At 59.9% G+C, this 14,269-nt stretch carries 15 protein-coding genes; 4 read left to right on the plus strand and 11 right to left on the minus strand.

From position 1 onward, the window contains the following. On the minus strand, positions 1–852 hold the full coding sequence (locus HYI44_RS16390) for an STAS domain-containing protein (protein WP_225569911.1): 852 nt from the start codon (positions 850–852) through the stop codon (positions 1–3). Positions 853–1,065: 213 nt separating this feature from the next. Between HYI44_RS16390 and HYI44_RS16395 the strand changes: the two genes are divergently transcribed. Next, on the plus strand, positions 1,066–1,323 hold the full coding sequence (locus HYI44_RS16395; protein ID WP_122840651.1) for a hypothetical protein: 258 nt from the start codon (positions 1,066–1,068) through the stop codon (positions 1,321–1,323). Between the two features lie 61 nt (positions 1,324–1,384). Here the strand turns inward: HYI44_RS16395 and HYI44_RS16400 are convergent, their stop codons facing one another. Then, positions 1,385–1,906 carry a DUF4142 domain-containing protein gene (locus tag HYI44_RS16400; protein WP_122840650.1) on the minus strand — a complete coding sequence of 174 codons (522 nt, stop codon included), beginning with the start codon at positions 1,904–1,906 and terminating at the stop codon, positions 1,385–1,387. A gap of 206 nt (positions 1,907–2,112) precedes the next feature. Between HYI44_RS16400 and HYI44_RS16405 the strand changes: the two genes are divergently transcribed. Next, entirely contained in the window at positions 2,113–2,352 is a 240-nt protein-coding gene (locus tag HYI44_RS16405; protein ID WP_045057592.1) for a DUF465 domain-containing protein, read from the plus strand. Between the two features lie 50 nt (positions 2,353–2,402). Here the strand turns inward: HYI44_RS16405 and HYI44_RS16410 are convergent, their stop codons facing one another. From HYI44_RS16410 to HYI44_RS16435, 6 genes are all read right to left on the minus strand, one after another. Next, a complete protein-coding gene (locus tag HYI44_RS16410; RefSeq protein ID WP_225569912.1) occupies positions 2,403–3,491 on the minus strand; it encodes an SMP-30/gluconolactonase/LRE family protein in 1,089 nt (362 codons plus the stop codon). After that, positions 3,488–4,633, minus strand: coding sequence for a sterol desaturase/SRPBCC family protein (locus tag HYI44_RS16415; RefSeq protein WP_225569913.1), 1,146 nt, complete (start codon positions 4,631–4,633; stop codon positions 3,488–3,490). Before HYI44_RS16415 ends, HYI44_RS16410 begins: the two co-directional genes overlap by 4 nt. A gap of 105 nt (positions 4,634–4,738) precedes the next feature. Then, a complete protein-coding gene (locus tag HYI44_RS16420; RefSeq protein ID WP_225569914.1) occupies positions 4,739–5,602 on the minus strand; it encodes a LysR family transcriptional regulator in 864 nt (287 codons plus the stop codon). A 99-nt stretch (positions 5,603–5,701) separates the two neighbouring features. Continuing rightward, positions 5,702–7,549: an amidohydrolase gene (locus HYI44_RS16425; protein ID WP_225570080.1), complete on the minus strand. Its 1,848-nt coding sequence runs from the start codon at positions 7,547–7,549 to the stop codon at positions 5,702–5,704. A gap of 302 nt (positions 7,550–7,851) precedes the next feature. Next, the gene (locus HYI44_RS16430; RefSeq protein ID WP_008154977.1) at positions 7,852–8,166 is read right to left on the minus strand and encodes an SCP2 sterol-binding domain-containing protein; all 315 of its coding nucleotides are present in this window, start codon (positions 8,164–8,166) and stop codon (positions 7,852–7,854) included. A 64-nt stretch (positions 8,167–8,230) separates the two neighbouring features. Then, complete coding sequence (locus HYI44_RS16435) at positions 8,231–8,941, minus strand: histidine phosphatase family protein (protein WP_225569915.1); 711 nt, start codon at positions 8,939–8,941, stop codon at positions 8,231–8,233. Positions 8,942–9,148: 207 nt separating this feature from the next. Here HYI44_RS16435 and sohB point away from each other — a divergent pair, with 207 nt between their 5' ends. After that, positions 9,149–10,171 (plus strand): protease SohB, encoded by a 1,023-nt coding sequence (gene sohB / locus HYI44_RS16440; RefSeq protein ID WP_122840646.1) that lies wholly within the window; start codon positions 9,149–9,151, stop codon positions 10,169–10,171. Between the two features lie 91 nt (positions 10,172–10,262). Here the strand turns inward: sohB and HYI44_RS16445 are convergent, their stop codons facing one another. After that, entirely contained in the window at positions 10,263–10,757 is a 495-nt protein-coding gene (locus HYI44_RS16445; protein ID WP_045057586.1) for a DUF934 domain-containing protein, read from the minus strand. Beyond that, on the minus strand, positions 10,741–12,399 hold the full coding sequence (locus tag HYI44_RS16450) for a nitrite/sulfite reductase (RefSeq protein WP_122840645.1): 1,659 nt from the start codon (positions 12,397–12,399) through the stop codon (positions 10,741–10,743). The genes HYI44_RS16445 and HYI44_RS16450 overlap by 17 nt, the downstream gene beginning before the upstream one ends. Positions 12,400–12,919: 520 nt before the next feature. Here HYI44_RS16450 and HYI44_RS16455 point away from each other — a divergent pair. After that, positions 12,920–13,993 (plus strand): ABC transporter substrate-binding protein, encoded by a 1,074-nt coding sequence (locus HYI44_RS16455; protein WP_225569916.1) that lies wholly within the window; start codon positions 12,920–12,922, stop codon positions 13,991–13,993. An 8-nt stretch (positions 13,994–14,001) separates the two neighbouring features. On the opposite strand, the gene HYI44_RS16460 is transcribed toward HYI44_RS16455, so the two are convergent. Then, on the minus strand, positions 14,002–14,220 hold the full coding sequence (locus HYI44_RS16460; RefSeq protein WP_045057583.1) for a DUF2970 domain-containing protein: 219 nt from the start codon (positions 14,218–14,220) through the stop codon (positions 14,002–14,004). Positions 14,221–14,269: the final 49 nt, after the last annotated feature.

Genomic DNA, 14,269 nt, shown 5'->3' on the forward strand with positions numbered 1-14,269 from the left:
TCAACCTGCCTTGCTGACAGTCAACCCCAGCCGGGTCAACGCCAGTTTCAGCGCGTCGGCCAAATTGGCCTTGGTGACTACACCTTGCAGGTCCAGGCCCAGGTGCACGATGGTCTGTGCAATCTGCGGGCGTACGCCACTGATGATGCAATCGGCGCCCATCAGGCGAATGGCGGTGACGGTCTTGAGCAGGTGCTGGGCGACCAGGGTGTCGACCGTCGGCACGCCGGTGATGTCGATGATCGCGATTTCCGAGCCAGTGTCGACGATGCGCTGCAGCAACGACTCCATGACGACCTGGGTACGTTGGGAGTCCAGGGTGCCGATCATGGGCAGGGCAAGTACGCCATCCCAGAGTTTGACCACCGGCGTCGACAGTTCCAGCAGTTCTTCCTGCTGGCGCTTGATGACGGCTTCGCGGGATTTCTGGAAGGTGCGGATAGTGTGCATGCCCAGAGCGTCGAGCAGCTCGGAGACTTCCCACAGTTGTTCGGCCAGCAGTGCAGGGTTGTCCTGATAATGATTTTGCAGCATCGCAAACATCGGACCCTTGAGCGAGAAGATGAAATTGGCGGTCTGATGAGAGTCCTGGCCGAGGAGGGCACGGCTGTAGGACAGCTTCTCGAGGAACTGGCGAATCTCGTCCCAGCCTGGGGCCGTAACGTTCTGACCATTGCCTTGTTCCAGGCCGGCGACGATCAGTTGTAGAAATTGCGCAGTCTGTTGCTTGAGGTCCTGTTCCTTGACGTTGCGCGAGGCACCGTTGGCTTCCAGGCGCTGCGTCCAATCAGCCAGCAGTTGATTCTGGTTGATTTTCATCGCATCGAGTGTGCTGGTCTGCAGTGCTGCCATGTGCCTGAACTCCTTGAAATTATTGGCCGATTACGCGAATTTTGGATCGGCGCAAAGCAATGACATTTGCCGTTCGAAATAGTTGTCGTGCTGCGCAGTTATTTATCATCTCACACAGCGTAGGTGATCATGGATGGAACGTTGTTCGAGGCGCAGATTCGAAGCTATAAGGCGAGTGTCTCAGCCTGCCCTGTACTGATGAATGAGGTACCTATGAAAGACGACTCGATGACGCAGCAACAGAATCAAGCGGTGGACCGCAACGATCCGGCGATTGACCCGCAGACCCCCGGTGACAACTCTGCTTCGCAGCAGCAGACCAGCGAGCCGGACAGCGCCGACTCGGCGGTGGATCAGAAGAATCAGCACGACGACAACGACAATGAATTCAGCCCGGGCTTCAAGCCTGAACCGGATCGGGCTAAACCTGGTGATAACACCGATGGCGATATTGATACCGATGGCGGCTAGGTGCGTTGTGGCCACATAAAAAAGGCCGCATCGATTGATGCGGCCTTTTTATTGGAGCGCCTTACTTGTCTGGATGTGCAGCTTGCAGTTTTTTCGCCTCTGCCAAGTGTTTTTCCAGGGCTGGCAGCATCTTTTGCGCGAACGCCTTGAGCTCCGTGGCGCCTTTGACCTTGTCGTCGGTCACGGTATTGGCTTCTTTCTTGAACAACTCGATGGTTTCCTCGTGGGCCTTCACCTGATTGTTGGCGTAGGCGGTATCGAAGGACTCATCGCGTACTTCCAGGATCTTTTCCTTGGCCTGCTTCACCAGGGTCGTGGTGTCCGGCACTTCGATGTCGTTCTTGCGCGCCAGCGCTGCAAGTTCATCGTTGGCTTTGGAATGATCGGTGATCATCATGTTGGCAAACGCCTTGATATCGGCCGATGAGCTCTTTTCCAGGGCCAGTCGGCTGGTCTCGATTTCGGCGATCCCGCCGGCGGCGGCATTGTCGACGAAGTCATTGGAAGTGGCGGCAAACGCTGTGCCCATACCGCTGCTCAAGGCTACGGCCAGGGCGAGGTTACGCAAGGTGAATCCGTCCATTGATCATTCTCCACACAGTTTTTATAAGCGATCCGTTGATCGTTAATAAATGGAGCCGGATGAATGGCCAAAGGTTTGATCGTGTTTGCGCCAGCACGACGAACGGACACTCCCGGTATCGACAGGACCCGCCAACCGAGGCCATTCTGGTAGTTGGTGAGCGCAATTGATCGCGTTCACCGCCGATCAACAAACGGAGGTGTTCCATGCCGGTGACCCACGATCTGTATCAGGACCTGAAACTGTCAAAGGAAGAGATCCAGCAAAAACGCACCAAGGATCCATTACTGGATTCACTGATCAACAAGTATTCCCAAGCCGATGCGGAGGTGGTGAAGGCAGAGACCGCCCAGTCGGATGCGCCCAGCGATGATGCGTTGAAGAAGCTCAAGGAGAAGCGCTTGCAGGTCAAGGACAAGATCGTCCAGCAACTCCAGGCCAGGTAGCGACCCTGACATGCAGGAGCCTGCAACTGGCCGGCTCCTGCAAGGTCCGATTATTGGAGCGCCTTCGCCAAAGGCAACCGCACCATGTGGTCGGCCTTCAGCGAACCGAAATACAACCACTCGCCATACTCGCGCACGGTGGTGATCGGCGAGTAATTGTCGCGACTCCCGTCCTGCAGATTGGCGATCACCTGTCCTTGCACATCCAGACCCAGAGCAAACCCGCGCTTTTCTACTGGCTTTGGCAGCACGCTCATGGCCCGGGCAATCATTTTGCGCACGAAGGGGTGCGGCGCCGTGGCATCCAGCAGGGCGTTGCGGGGGGCGTAGAGCGCCACCCAGAAACGGTTTTCGCCGTTGAACGACAGGTTGTCGGGCATACCTGGCAGGTTGTCGATAAACACATCATGAGTGCCCGCTTTCGGACCGCTCAACCAGTAGCGGCTGATGCGATAGGCGCCCGTTTCGTTGACCAGCACAAAGCTCTCGTCCGGGCCCAGTGCTACGCCGTTGGCGAACTCCAGCTTGTCCAGCAGCACGGCGGTCTTGCCGGTCTGGAAGTCGTAGCGCAACAAGCGCCCGTCACCGCCATGCTCGATGATGGCATCGCCATCGCTGCCATAGCCGAACCGGCTGGAAGCGTCACTGAAATAGGCGTAGTGCCCGGACTTGTCGATGGCCACGTCGTCGGTAAAACCCAAGGGCACTCCCTTGGCCTCAGTGACCAATGGAATCAGGCGCCCCTGGGCATCCAGGGATAACAAGCCCTTGACCCCGTCGGCAATCACCAGCAAACCGTTGGGATGTCGCGCCAGGCCCAATGGCCGGCCTCCAGTGTCTGCCAGGACCTGGGTGAACTTGCCGTCGAGGCTGGTACGGATCAACCGACCGTCGTGCAGCCCGGTGATCAGCGCACTGTCTTCGAGCAGCAAGGCCTCCGGGCCTTCCAGGTTGCCGGCACCCACGGGCTCAACGTCTTTGAGGCGCTGATTGTCTGCGTAGACCCCACTGGTGAGCGAAGGCGCCGGTGGCGGGTTCCAGGCCACCGGTTGCACCTTGGTGGGCATCAACAAGAGGAACGCCGCAATAACCACCAGCACCAGCAATACGACATGACGAAACCTGATGGATCGACTCACGCAGTGGCTCCTGTGGGGGCCAGGTGCTGTTGCGCCATTGTGCGCAAGGCCAGCATGGATTGCGCAGACTCGCGGTCAATGCGGCGCTTGAGCAGAAGGTGATTGGCCAGGCGCATCGCCAGGCTCTCGAACTGATAGTCCAGGGTGCGGATAAACCGTGTGCCATTGCCCTGGGCCGCGCACTCATAGGTCAGCAGCAGCGACAGGCCGTTATCGCCCTGGGCGCGGGCAATCCAGCGCCGTCCCGGCAAGTATTCCTCGACCACCCAGCTCAGGTGACCTTCACGGCCTCCGGCGCGAATGTCTTCTTCGAAGCGTGACCCTGCATGCAGCGGGCCGGCCTGTCCGTCGACTGTCAGGGACGACGGGTGCCACTCCGGCCAGCGGGTTGCGGCGCTGGCGTAGGCGAGCACCTCAATCGGGTTTGCGGCGATGTCGACTTGATGCTGCATGCGGGTCATGGGCCTACTCGTCGGGGGCGTGGTGAGGTGTTCCGGTTCCCAGTAGAGGGTGCCGAACAGGTAATCCATCAAGGGAAAGACAATGTTGAAATTGCGTTCCTGCATCAGCTCGCGGCGGTGATGCAATTCGTGCAGGCGACGCATCTGGCGGATCCACGGCAGCCGGGTCAGACGGTTGCTCGGCGGCAAGTGTTCGCAGGCATGGAACACTTCATAGGTGAGGTAACCAAGCACCAGGCAGCCACCGAACAAACCGGCAACGTTGGTATTGATCAGCGACAGCAGCCACCACAGGGGCAAGGTAATCACCAGGGTGTGCAGCACAATCAGCCACGCCGGAAACAGGATCACCCGCCAGTCCCGGGCGCTGTCATAGGTCATGTGCCCGGGGGTGAAAAAACTGTGGTGATCGCCGGCGTGACGGGCGTAGAACATTCGCGCAAAGCTTTTTTTGTGGTGCCCGAGGTGACGGTGCACCAGGTAGACGCCGGCGTTGAACAGCAGCAGGGTCAGCGGCACGGCCAGCCATTCCCCTGACTGGACCTGTTGCACAGTGCTCCAGAATGCGCCACAGGCCAGCAGTCCGAATACCAGTACAAAAACGCCGTGCAGCCAGGGGTTGTAGCGCGGATGCACGGCAGCGCGGTAGCGGCTGCGGAATAGATCGGTGGTCTGCCTCACTGCATTCACCCCGGATGATGGTCCCCCCAGCAGATTAGCCGATTCCAGGCGTCTGGCCGGATTGATCTCGATGGCACAAATGCCATGCTCCGGTGCAGCGCGTGCTCAGATCAGCGGGTCCCAGCGCTGTGACCAGTCACCATCGCGCTTGATGACTTCGCGTAGCAGATCGAATGCCTGTTGCAGCGTCGCCGAATCGCGGTCGCGGGAGTAGACCAGATAGGTCGGGTAGTTGAACTCCGGGGCCTTGGGCACTATTTCCATGACGCCACTCTCCAGGTAGCTCTGGACCACTCGAGTGCGGAAATAGCCGCTGCCACCGTGTTCGAGAATGTATTGCAGGCCGAGCGGGCCGAGGTTGAAGCTCAGCGCCGCCCGGGCATTTTCTGGCAGCGCCGCGTCGTGCTGGCGGCGGAAGTCCGGACCCCAGTCGATATAGACGTAGGGCTCGGGTTTGGCCACCAAGCGCACCAGGATGAGTTTTTCTTCCAGTACCTGCTCAACTTGCAGGCGCGGCCAGTACTCGGGGTGAAACACCAGGGCCGCGTCCAGTAGCCCGAGCTCCAGCTGGCGCAACAAATGTTCGCCATCGCGAACTTCCATGCGCAGCGCATGGCCGGGAATCCTCTTGCGCAGTTCGCCGGCCCAGCCGAGCATCAGCGGGTTACACAGGCTGACTTCGCCACCAATATGCAGGACATTGTGATAACCCTCGGGCAGCGGCAAATCCCGGCGCGCCGCTTCCCAGGTCTGCACCAGCTGGTTGGCGTACACCACAAAGGCCTCGCCGTTGGGCGTCAGGCGGGCGCCGGCGCGATTGCGCACAAACAGCGTGCTGCCGAGCTGGCTTTCGAGTTTTTGTACCCGTGCAGTGATGGCGGTCTGGGTAACATGCAGCTTCTGCGCTGCGGCGGCGAGGCTGCCGTGACGAACAATTTCGAGGAAGGTGCGGGCGAGGTCGATGTCCATGGGGCGGCCGGTGCGGGAGGTGCAGGCATTGTAGCAACTGTGTTCTCAAGCCAGGCGCCCCCAGTGCACGCCGCACATGCACGGGGGCCTGGACGTCGCTTAGAATGCAAAACACGAACACCCGAACGCTCCCCAGAAGCCCTGGAAATCACTCACCGGAGCCGAGGACAGCCGCGCCCGCTCATGGCTGTGGGCGTGCACCGCGCAGGCGCCCACACATTGATGAACCTGTGCGGTTAGCGGCGCCAGGGGTTTCCAGTGGCCGGGCACTGTGACCACCGGGGACCATTCAGGCACCACGGGCACTGGCGGCAGGCCGAGCTTGCCGAACTCGGCAGTGCCGTAGACGATTTTGCCATCGACAATCGTCAATACCGACTCGATCCATTTGACCGCCTCGTCTTCGATGTGGAAATAGTCGGCTGAAAGGGCGATAAGGTCCGCCAGTTGCCCCGCCTTGATCTGGCCTTTCTTGCCTTGTTCGGAAGAAAACCAGGCGCTGCCATGGGTGAACAGTTCCAGCGCGGTGTCGCGGCTCAGGCCCTGGGGATACAGCTCCAGACCTCCGACGGTGCGACCGCTGACCAGCCAGTAGAGCGACGTCCAGGGGTTATAGCTCGACACCCGCGTGGCATCAGTTCCAGCCCCGACGGGCAGGCCTTCGGCGAGCATGCGCGCGATGGGCGGCGTGTGTTCGGCGGCCTTGGCGCCGTAGCGTTCGACAAAATACTCGCCCTGGAACGCCATGCGATCCTGAATCGCGATACCGCCGCCGAGCGCTTTGACCCGTTCGATATTCTGCGGGGTAATGGTTTCGGCATGATCGAAAAACCAGGGCAGCCCGTCGAAAGGGATATCGCGATTGACCTTCTCGAACACATCGAGCATGCGGCTGATGGATTCGTTGTAGGTGGCGTGCAGGCGGAACGGCCAGCGTTGTTCCACCAGGTGCCGAACCACTGGTTCAAGTTCCTGTTCCATGGTTTGCGGCAGGTCGGGACGAGGCTCGAGGAAGTCCTCGAAGTCGGCTGCGGAAAACACCAGCATCTCGCCGGCGCCGTTGTGCCGTAGAAAGTCATCGCCCTGGCCGTAGCGAGAGCTGCTCGTCCAGTTCTTGAAATCGGCAAGCTCTTCCTTCGGCTTCTGGGTGAACAGGTTGTAGGCAATGCGGACCGTGAGTTGCTTGTCCCTAGCCAGCTGCTGGATGACTTGGTAATCATCAGGATAATTCTGGTAGCCGCCACCGGCATCGATGGCGCTGGTAACGCCCAGGCGATTAAGTTCGCGCATGAACTGGCGGGTCGAGTTGACCTGGTATTCCAGCGGGAGCTTGGGCCCCTTCGCCAGGGTCGAGTAGAGGATCATCGCGTTGGGTCGAGCAATCAACATTCCGGTGGGATCGCCATTGGCGTCGCGCTGGATCTCGCCACCGGGAGGGTTGGGCGTGGTGCGGGTGTATCCGACGACCTTCAACGCTGCGCGGTTGAGAAGGGCGCGGTCGTAGAGGTGCAGGACAAACACCGGGGTATCCGGGGCGGCCTTGTTCAGTTCGTCAATGCTGGGCAGGCGTTTCTCGGCGAACTGGAACTCATTCCAGCCACCGACCACACGTACCCATTGTGGCGTTGGGGTGCGATCTGCCTGGTCCTTGAGCATGCGCAAGGCATCGACCAGTGACGGGACGCCTTCCCAGCGCAGTTCGAGGTTGTAGTTCAAACCGCCGCGAATCAGGTGCAGGTGCGAGTCATTGAGGCCGGGGATGACGGTGCGTCCGTGCAGGTCGACGATTTGCGTACCGGGACCTTGCAACGCCATGGCCTGAGCATCGCTGCCAACCACCACGAAACGCCCGTCCTTGATCGCCACGGCACTGGCCTGGGGCTTCTTGCGATCGACTGTGTGCAGGCGTCCATTGTACAAGATGAGGTCGGCGGGGGCGTCTGGCATGGTTTTACTCCCTGCAAACAGCGGGCTGATCCAGGCACCGACGGCGCCTGCCGAAAGGCCTTGCAGTACACGGCGGCGGTTAAATCCATCGTGGTCGTCAGGTGGGCTCATGGCAGTGCTCTCCACAGGACTGGGTTCATCGCAAGTTAGCGTTGGCAGCCAGGTTCTGACGCGGCGGCCAGAAGGAATATAGCCGGCAAATCCACGCACGGCCTTTCACCGGGGCGAAAAACGACAAATCCCGCCACGAAGGGCGGGATTTGTTTGCAGCCGGCGCGGCCCCGAAGTTCGGGACCCGTTGCTTAGGCCGGAAACAGCTCGGACAGTTTCATCGCCAGCATCATGTCGCCTTCAGCGCGCAATTTGCCGCCCATGAACGCTTGCATGCCGTCGGTTTCGCCGCTGACGATGCCTTCCAGGGTTTCGCCGTCCATCACCAGGGTCACCTGGGCGTCCGGGTTTTCACCTTCCTGCAGCTCGCAGGTGCTGTCCTTGACGATCAGCGAGAAGTTCTTGGTGTCGTCGATGCGGAAACCGAAGACCAGGTCCAGACCGGCAGCAGCGGCTGGGTTGAACTTGGCTTTCATTGCTTGTACGGCGTCAGCTACGGAGGTCATGGTTTGATCCTTTCTTGGGTAATTAGAGCTGGGTGATTACAGCCAGGGTCACAATAGTCCGGACTCAGCGAAATGTGATGAGTTCCGGGGCCTTCAGCAGTTGCAGGTGCGCATGGCTGTTGAAGGAAGCCAGTGCCACCTCGCGCCCACGAAACTTCAAGTGGTTGAGCGAGGTGTTGACGATTTGCCAGTTCAGTTCAAAAGCCTGCCGGGCAGGCATTTGGGTGATCAGGTGGAGCAGCGCAGTGATGGTCCCGCCGGAGGTGAACACGGCGATTTTCTGGGTGTTGTCGGCGTTTTCGAGGAGGCGGTGCAGGCCGGCCCGGACGCGCTCGACAAATCCCAGCCAGCTTTCCAGGCCCGGCGTGTCATAGGTGCCGGCGAGCCAGCGCTCGATGATCAGCGCGAAGATGCGCTGGAACTCGCCGCGGTTCTGCGCGGCGTTGCGCAGGATGTGCAGGGCTTGGGGTTCTTGCGGCAGCATTTCAGGCAGCAATGCGCGGATGACCGCATCGGCGTCGAATTCGTTGAACGCTGCATCGGTTTCCAGGATGGGCACGGGCAGCCCGAAGGCGGCGAACTGGTCGAGGGCGCCGGTGGCGGTATCCTGTTGCCGGCGCAGGTCGCCTGCCAGGCAGCGATCGAAGCTGATACCCAGTTCGGCCAGGTGCTGGCCGAGGATTTGCGCCTGGCGCACGCCGGTCGGCGACAGGACGTCGTAATCGTCTGCACCAAAAGAGGCTTGGCCATGTCGAATCAGATAGATGCTGCCCACGTCCGCTTCATCCCGGTACGTTGAAGGTCTGGCGAGGTTATGGGGGATGACGGTGTGCTGTCAATGAAAAAACATACGCTTGTTTGAAATGCTCGTTCCAGGCCTGTTACTACAGGTTTCGCGGCTGGCCGACAGGCCGGCGCATGGGTATGCTGGTAACCACCCCGCGTGCGTTTTCATGCCGCGCTTAGTAATGAAGGAGTTGCTGTGGAGTTTTTTGCAGAGTACGCCAGTTTCCTGGCCAAGACCGTGACACTGGTGGTCGCCATTCTGGTGGTGATGGCCAGCTTTGCGGCATTGCGCAGCAAGGGTCGCCGCAAATCCGCCGGCCAGTTGCAGGTCAGCAAGCTGAATGATTTCTACAAGGGCCTGCGCGAACGCCTGGAGCACACCTTGCTCGACAAGGACCAGCTCAAGGCACTGCGCAAGTCCCAGGCCAAGACCGAGAAAAAGCAAAAGAAGAAGCCCGAGGCCAAGCCACGGGTTTTCGTGCTGGATTTCGATGGCGACATCAAGGCCTCCGCCACTGAAAGCCTGCGCCATGAGATCACCGCATTGCTGACCCTGGCGACCCCCAAGGATGAAGTGGTGCTGCGCCTGGAAAGCGGCGGGGGCATGGTGCACAGCTACGGCCTGGCGTCGTCGCAACTGGCGCGCATCCGTGATGCGGGCGTGCCCTTGACCGTGTGCATCGACAAGGTGGCGGCGAGCGGCGGCTACATGATGGCGTGCATTGGCGAGAAGATCATCAGCGCACCCTTTGCCATCCTCGGTTCCATCGGGGTGGTTGCGCAACTGCCCAACGTCAACCGCCTGCTGAAGAAACATGACATCGATTTCGAGGTGCTGACTGCCGGGGAATACAAGCGCACCTTGACCGTGTTCGGCGAAAACACCGAGAAGGGCCGGGAAAAATTCCAGGAAGACCTGGACATCACCCATCAGCTGTTCAAGAACTTCGTCTCGCGTTACCGGCCGCAACTGGCCATCGATGAGGTCGCCACCGGCGAAATCTGGCTGGGCATGGCTGCGCTGGACCTGCAACTGGTCGACGAACTCAAGACCAGCGACGAGTACCTGGCAGAACGGGCGAAGAAATCCGAGCTGTACCACCTGCACTATGCCGAACGTAAAAGCTTGCAGGAACGCATCGGCATGGCGGCCAGCGGTTCAGTCGACCGGGTACTGCTGACCTGGTGGAGCCGGTTGACTCAACAACGCTTCTGGTAACCAGTCACCACCGAGCCCTTTCACCTCTTGAAGGTGAAAGGGCTCAGTGGGAAGGACGCATGACCCCGGACGGGGTCATGCCTTTGCAGCATCAGCGACGACGAAACAGCGGCAGCGGTTCGTCAGTGGCGGCCTGATAGGTCACCGAGAAGTCCTTGAGGCTTTCCAGCGCTTCGTACGGGTCTTTGTCAGCGCGCAATGCGAAGGCATCGAAGCCGCAGCGACGCAGATAGAACAGCTGGTCACGCAGCACATCGCCGATCGCCCGCAACTCGCCTTTAAAACCGTAGCGGTCACGCAGCAGGCGGGCGTTGGAGTAGTTGCGACCATCGGTGAAAGCGGGAAAGTTAAGGGCGATGACCTGGAACTGGTCCACGTCGTCACCGATTTCTTCCGCTTCTTCATCCGCATCCAGCCACACGCCAAGGCCACCATCGCGGGCCTTGAGCATGCGGCTGTGTTCACGCCACAGCTGCAGCGGGACGATCAGGTCGTCGCAGTTGCTGATCTCGTCGATGTTGAAATCCTTGGGCAGCAGGTGCCAGGTTTCGTCGACGACTTCGTTGTTCTTAATGATTCGCTGCATAGACGCGCTCCTTGAAGAGGTCGATGCCGATACGCTGGTAAGTGTCGATGAAGCGCTCGTCTTCGGTACGTTGTTCGACGTACACGTTGATCAGCTTCTCGATCACATCAGGCATGGCTTCCTGGGCGAAGGACGGGCCGAGGATCTTGCCCAGGCTCGCATCGCGACTGGCGCTGCCACCCAGGGAGACCTGGTAAAACTCTTCGCCTTTCTTGTCCACCCCGAGAATGCCGATATGGCCGACGTGGTGGTGACCGCAGGCGTTCATGCAACCGGAAATGTTCAAGTCCAGTTCGCCGATGTCGAACAGGTAGTCCAGGTTATCGAAACGACGCTGGATCGATTCGGCAATCGGGATCGACTTGGCGTTGGCCAGGGAGCAGAAGTCACCCCCCGGGCAGCAGATGATGTCGGTCAGCAGGCCGATGTTCGGCGTGGCGAACCCTTGCTCGCGCAGTTCACCCCAGAGGGTAAACAGTTGGCTCTGCTCGACGTCCGCCAGAATGATGTTCTGCTCATGGGATGTGCGCAGTTGACCGAACGAGTAACGTTCGGCCAGGTCAGCCACGGCATCCAGCTGTTTGTCGGTGATGTCCCCCGGCGCCACGCCGGTAGGTTTCAGCGATAATGTCACGGCAACGTAACCCGGCTTCTTGTGCGCCAGGGTGTTGCGCGTGCGCCAGCGGGCGAAGCCCGGGTGCTGCTGGTCAAGCTCGGCCAGGGCCGCGCTCTGGTTGTCCAGCGCCTGGTACTCGGGGTCCACGAAGTGCTTGGCCACCCGATGCACTTCGGCTTCGGTCAGCGTGGTCTGGCCACCGCGCAGGTGCTCCATTTCCGCGTCGACTTTCTGGGCGAAAACTTCAGGAGTCAGTGCCTTGACCAGGATCTTGATCCGCGCCTTGTATTTGTTGTCCCGACGGCCATAGCGGTTGTAGACACGCAGGATGGCGTCGAGATAGCTCAACAGGTCCTGCCACGGCAGGAATTCGTTGATGAAAGCGCCCACCACCGGGGTACGGCCCAGGCCGCCACCCACCAGCACGCGGAAACCCAACTCGCCGGCCGCGTTGTGCACCGGCTCAAGGCCGATGTCGTGCACTTCGATGGCGGCACGGTCGGAGGTCGAACCGTTGATCGCGATCTTGAACTTGCGCGGCAGGTAGGCGAACTCAGGGTGGAAGGTGGTCCACTGGCGAACAATCTCGCACCATGGGCGCGGATCAATCAGCTCATCGAACGCGACACCGGCGAACTGGTCGGTGGTGACATTGCGCAGGCAGTTGCCGCTGGTCTGGATCGCGTGCATCTGCACGGTGGCCAGCTCTGCCAGGATATCCGGGATGTCTTCCAGCGCCGGCCAGTTGAACTGTACGTTCTGCCGGGTGCTGATGTGGGCATAGCCCTTGTCATAGTCACGGGCGATCTTGGCCATCATTCGCGTTTGACGCGAAGTCAGTTGGCCGTAAGGCACCGCGACCCGCAACATCGGCGCGAAACGCTGGATGTAAAGGCCATTTTGCAGGCGCAGGGGGCGGAATTCTTCTTCGCTCAGCTCGCCTGCCAGATAGCGTCGGGTCTGATCACGGAACTGCTTGACGCGGTCCTCGATGATCCGCTGATCGTACTCGTCGTATACGTACATATAAGTCCTGTTCTCAGGCTTGGGCCGGTCGGTTCCAGCTGCATGTGGGGCTTGCTGAAGTCCGATACTGCCTCGGCAATTCTGCGCGCACGGCCGCGCACTCCCAACGGAGCCGGGGCAAGATACCAGTTTGTAGTTATGCGCAAAAGTGATGTTTGAGTATATGTAAAGAACCAAAACGACTAACGAGAATCGTTGTTAGCAAACCCGCGTTTGTGGTGTGGGCAATCATCGTCTTAACTGTGAGCGAGTCTTCGTGCAATCACCGATAAAACCGACAAGAGGCGATGCAATGAGCAACCCTACCAAAGCTTCAAAACCCGACAGTACGGTTGATGCCTGGGCGATTTTGTTCCTGATCATCCTGGTCGTGGGCACTGCCGTGTTCTGGGTCAGTCATCAATAAACCGCCTCGTCCGGGCCTGATTCCGACGATTGTCGGACAAAACATGCGGAAAGACCGATTTTCCTGGCTTCGCTGGCTATAATGCGCGGCGGATTTTCGGGGCCCGGACGACCAATGCTCAAGTACTGCTTCACTCTATTGCTGGCACTCAGCGCTGCCTGCGGCTCAGCCACGCGCGCCGAGTCGGTGCTGTTCCTCAGTCCCGGTGGCACCAACGAAACCTTCTGGGTGACCTACGCACAGTTCATGCGAGCGGCGGCGGATGACCTGGGCATCGACTTGCAGGTGCGCTACAGCGAACGCATGCCGGAATTGACCGTGGTGCAAGCCCGTGAGGCATTGCAGGGGCCCCAGCGTCCGGATTACCTGATCTTCGTCAACGAGCAATACGTTGCTCCGCAAATCATGCGCCTGGCCCAGGGTAGCGGCGTCAAGCTGTTCATGGTCAACGCGTCCCTGACCGACAATCAGAAGAGCCTGCTGGGCGAGCGTCCGGACTTGCTGGGTAGCCTGGTGCCCAACGACGAGGAGGGCGGCTATTTGATGCTCAAGGAGTTGATCCGCCAGCATCCGCCCGCCGCACCCGGCCAGGTGATCGAGTTGCTGGCCTTTTCCGGCTTGAAAATTACGCCCTCTGCCCATTTACGCGAGCAAGGCATGTATCGCGCCCTGGCCGAACATCCGCAGGTACGCTTGCGCCAGTTGGTGTACAGCGGGTGGACCCGGCAGCGGGCGTACGAGCAAGCCCGAATGTTGTTCCAGCGCTACCCCAAAGTGAGCCTGTTGTGGTCAGCCAATGACGAAATGGCATTCGGCGCGATGCAGGCGTATTCGGAGATTGGCGGGGTCCCCGGCAAGGACGCGCTGTTCAGCGCGGTCAATACCTCGCCTTCGGCGTTGCAAGCCAAGGTTGACGGACGCCTGAGCGTGTTGATGGGCGGGCACTTTACCCTTGGGGGTTGGGCGCTGGTGCAGTTGCATGACCATGAGCTCGGTGTAGACCTGAACCGGCAAGGAGGACGGGACCAGATGCTTGCCCTGTTGCAAGTGGTCGATCAGGCACAGGCCCGGCGTCTGCTGGCCATGAAGACGTCGACCGATTACCGGGTGAACTTCCGCCGCCTGTCGGCAAAAGGCCGCCCGGCGTCTTACCGGTACCCCTTCAGCATGCACACCCTGATGCACTGACAGCGATCTCAGATGCCGGCCAGGTGCAGCACCAGCTTGACGATGGCAAACAACGTCAAGGCAAACACCGCCGTGAACAGGATGCCCAGGATGACAAAATGACTGGGCTTGCCATGGGTGAAGTCGCGTGCCCGATTCTTCCCGCTTTGAACCCCGAACGCCGCAGCCATGACGCTGTGTAGCATCTGCCAGAAGCTCGGCGGTTTGTTGTCGACCGGATCGTCCATAAATCCCTCATCACTTGTGTGAGAAAGGTAAGCATAGACAAAGCAGGAC

It is taken from the genome of Pseudomonas sp. Y24-6 (genome assembly GCF_020295325.1).
GTDB lineage: Bacteria > Pseudomonadota > Gammaproteobacteria > Pseudomonadales > Pseudomonadaceae > Aquipseudomonas > Aquipseudomonas gregormendelii.

Bases quoted from the DNA above. Each gene is read 5' to 3' on its own strand.
- HYI44_RS16390 (WP_225569911.1), bottom strand. From the start codon at position 852: ATGGCAGCACTGCAGACCAGCACACTCGATGCGATGAAAATCAACCAG.
- HYI44_RS16395 (WP_122840651.1), top strand. From the start codon at position 1,066: ATGAAAGACGACTCGATGACGCAGCAACAGAATCAAGCGGTGGACCGC.
- HYI44_RS16400 (WP_122840650.1), bottom strand. From the start codon at position 1,906: ATGGACGGATTCACCTTGCGTAACCTCGCCCTGGCCGTAGCCTTGAGC.
- HYI44_RS16405 (WP_045057592.1), top strand. From the start codon at position 2,113: ATGCCGGTGACCCACGATCTGTATCAGGACCTGAAACTGTCAAAGGAA.
- HYI44_RS16420 (WP_225569914.1), bottom strand. From the start codon at position 5,602: ATGGACATCGACCTCGCCCGCACCTTCCTCGAAATTGTTCGTCACGGC.
- HYI44_RS16425 (WP_225570080.1), bottom strand. From the start codon at position 7,549: ATGCCAGACGCCCCCGCCGACCTCATCTTGTACAATGGACGCCTGCAC.
- HYI44_RS16430 (WP_008154977.1), bottom strand. From the start codon at position 8,166: ATGACCTCCGTAGCTGACGCCGTACAAGCAATGAAAGCCAAGTTCAAC.
- HYI44_RS16445 (WP_045057586.1), bottom strand. From the start codon at position 10,757: ATGCAGCGAATCATTAAGAACAACGAAGTCGTCGACGAAACCTGGCAC.
- HYI44_RS16450 (WP_122840645.1), bottom strand. From the start codon at position 12,399: ATGTACGTATACGACGAGTACGATCAGCGGATCATCGAGGACCGCGTC.
- HYI44_RS16455 (WP_225569916.1), top strand. From the start codon at position 12,920: ATGCTCAAGTACTGCTTCACTCTATTGCTGGCACTCAGCGCTGCCTGC.
- HYI44_RS16460 (WP_045057583.1), bottom strand. From the start codon at position 14,220: ATGGACGATCCGGTCGACAACAAACCGCCGAGCTTCTGGCAGATGCTA.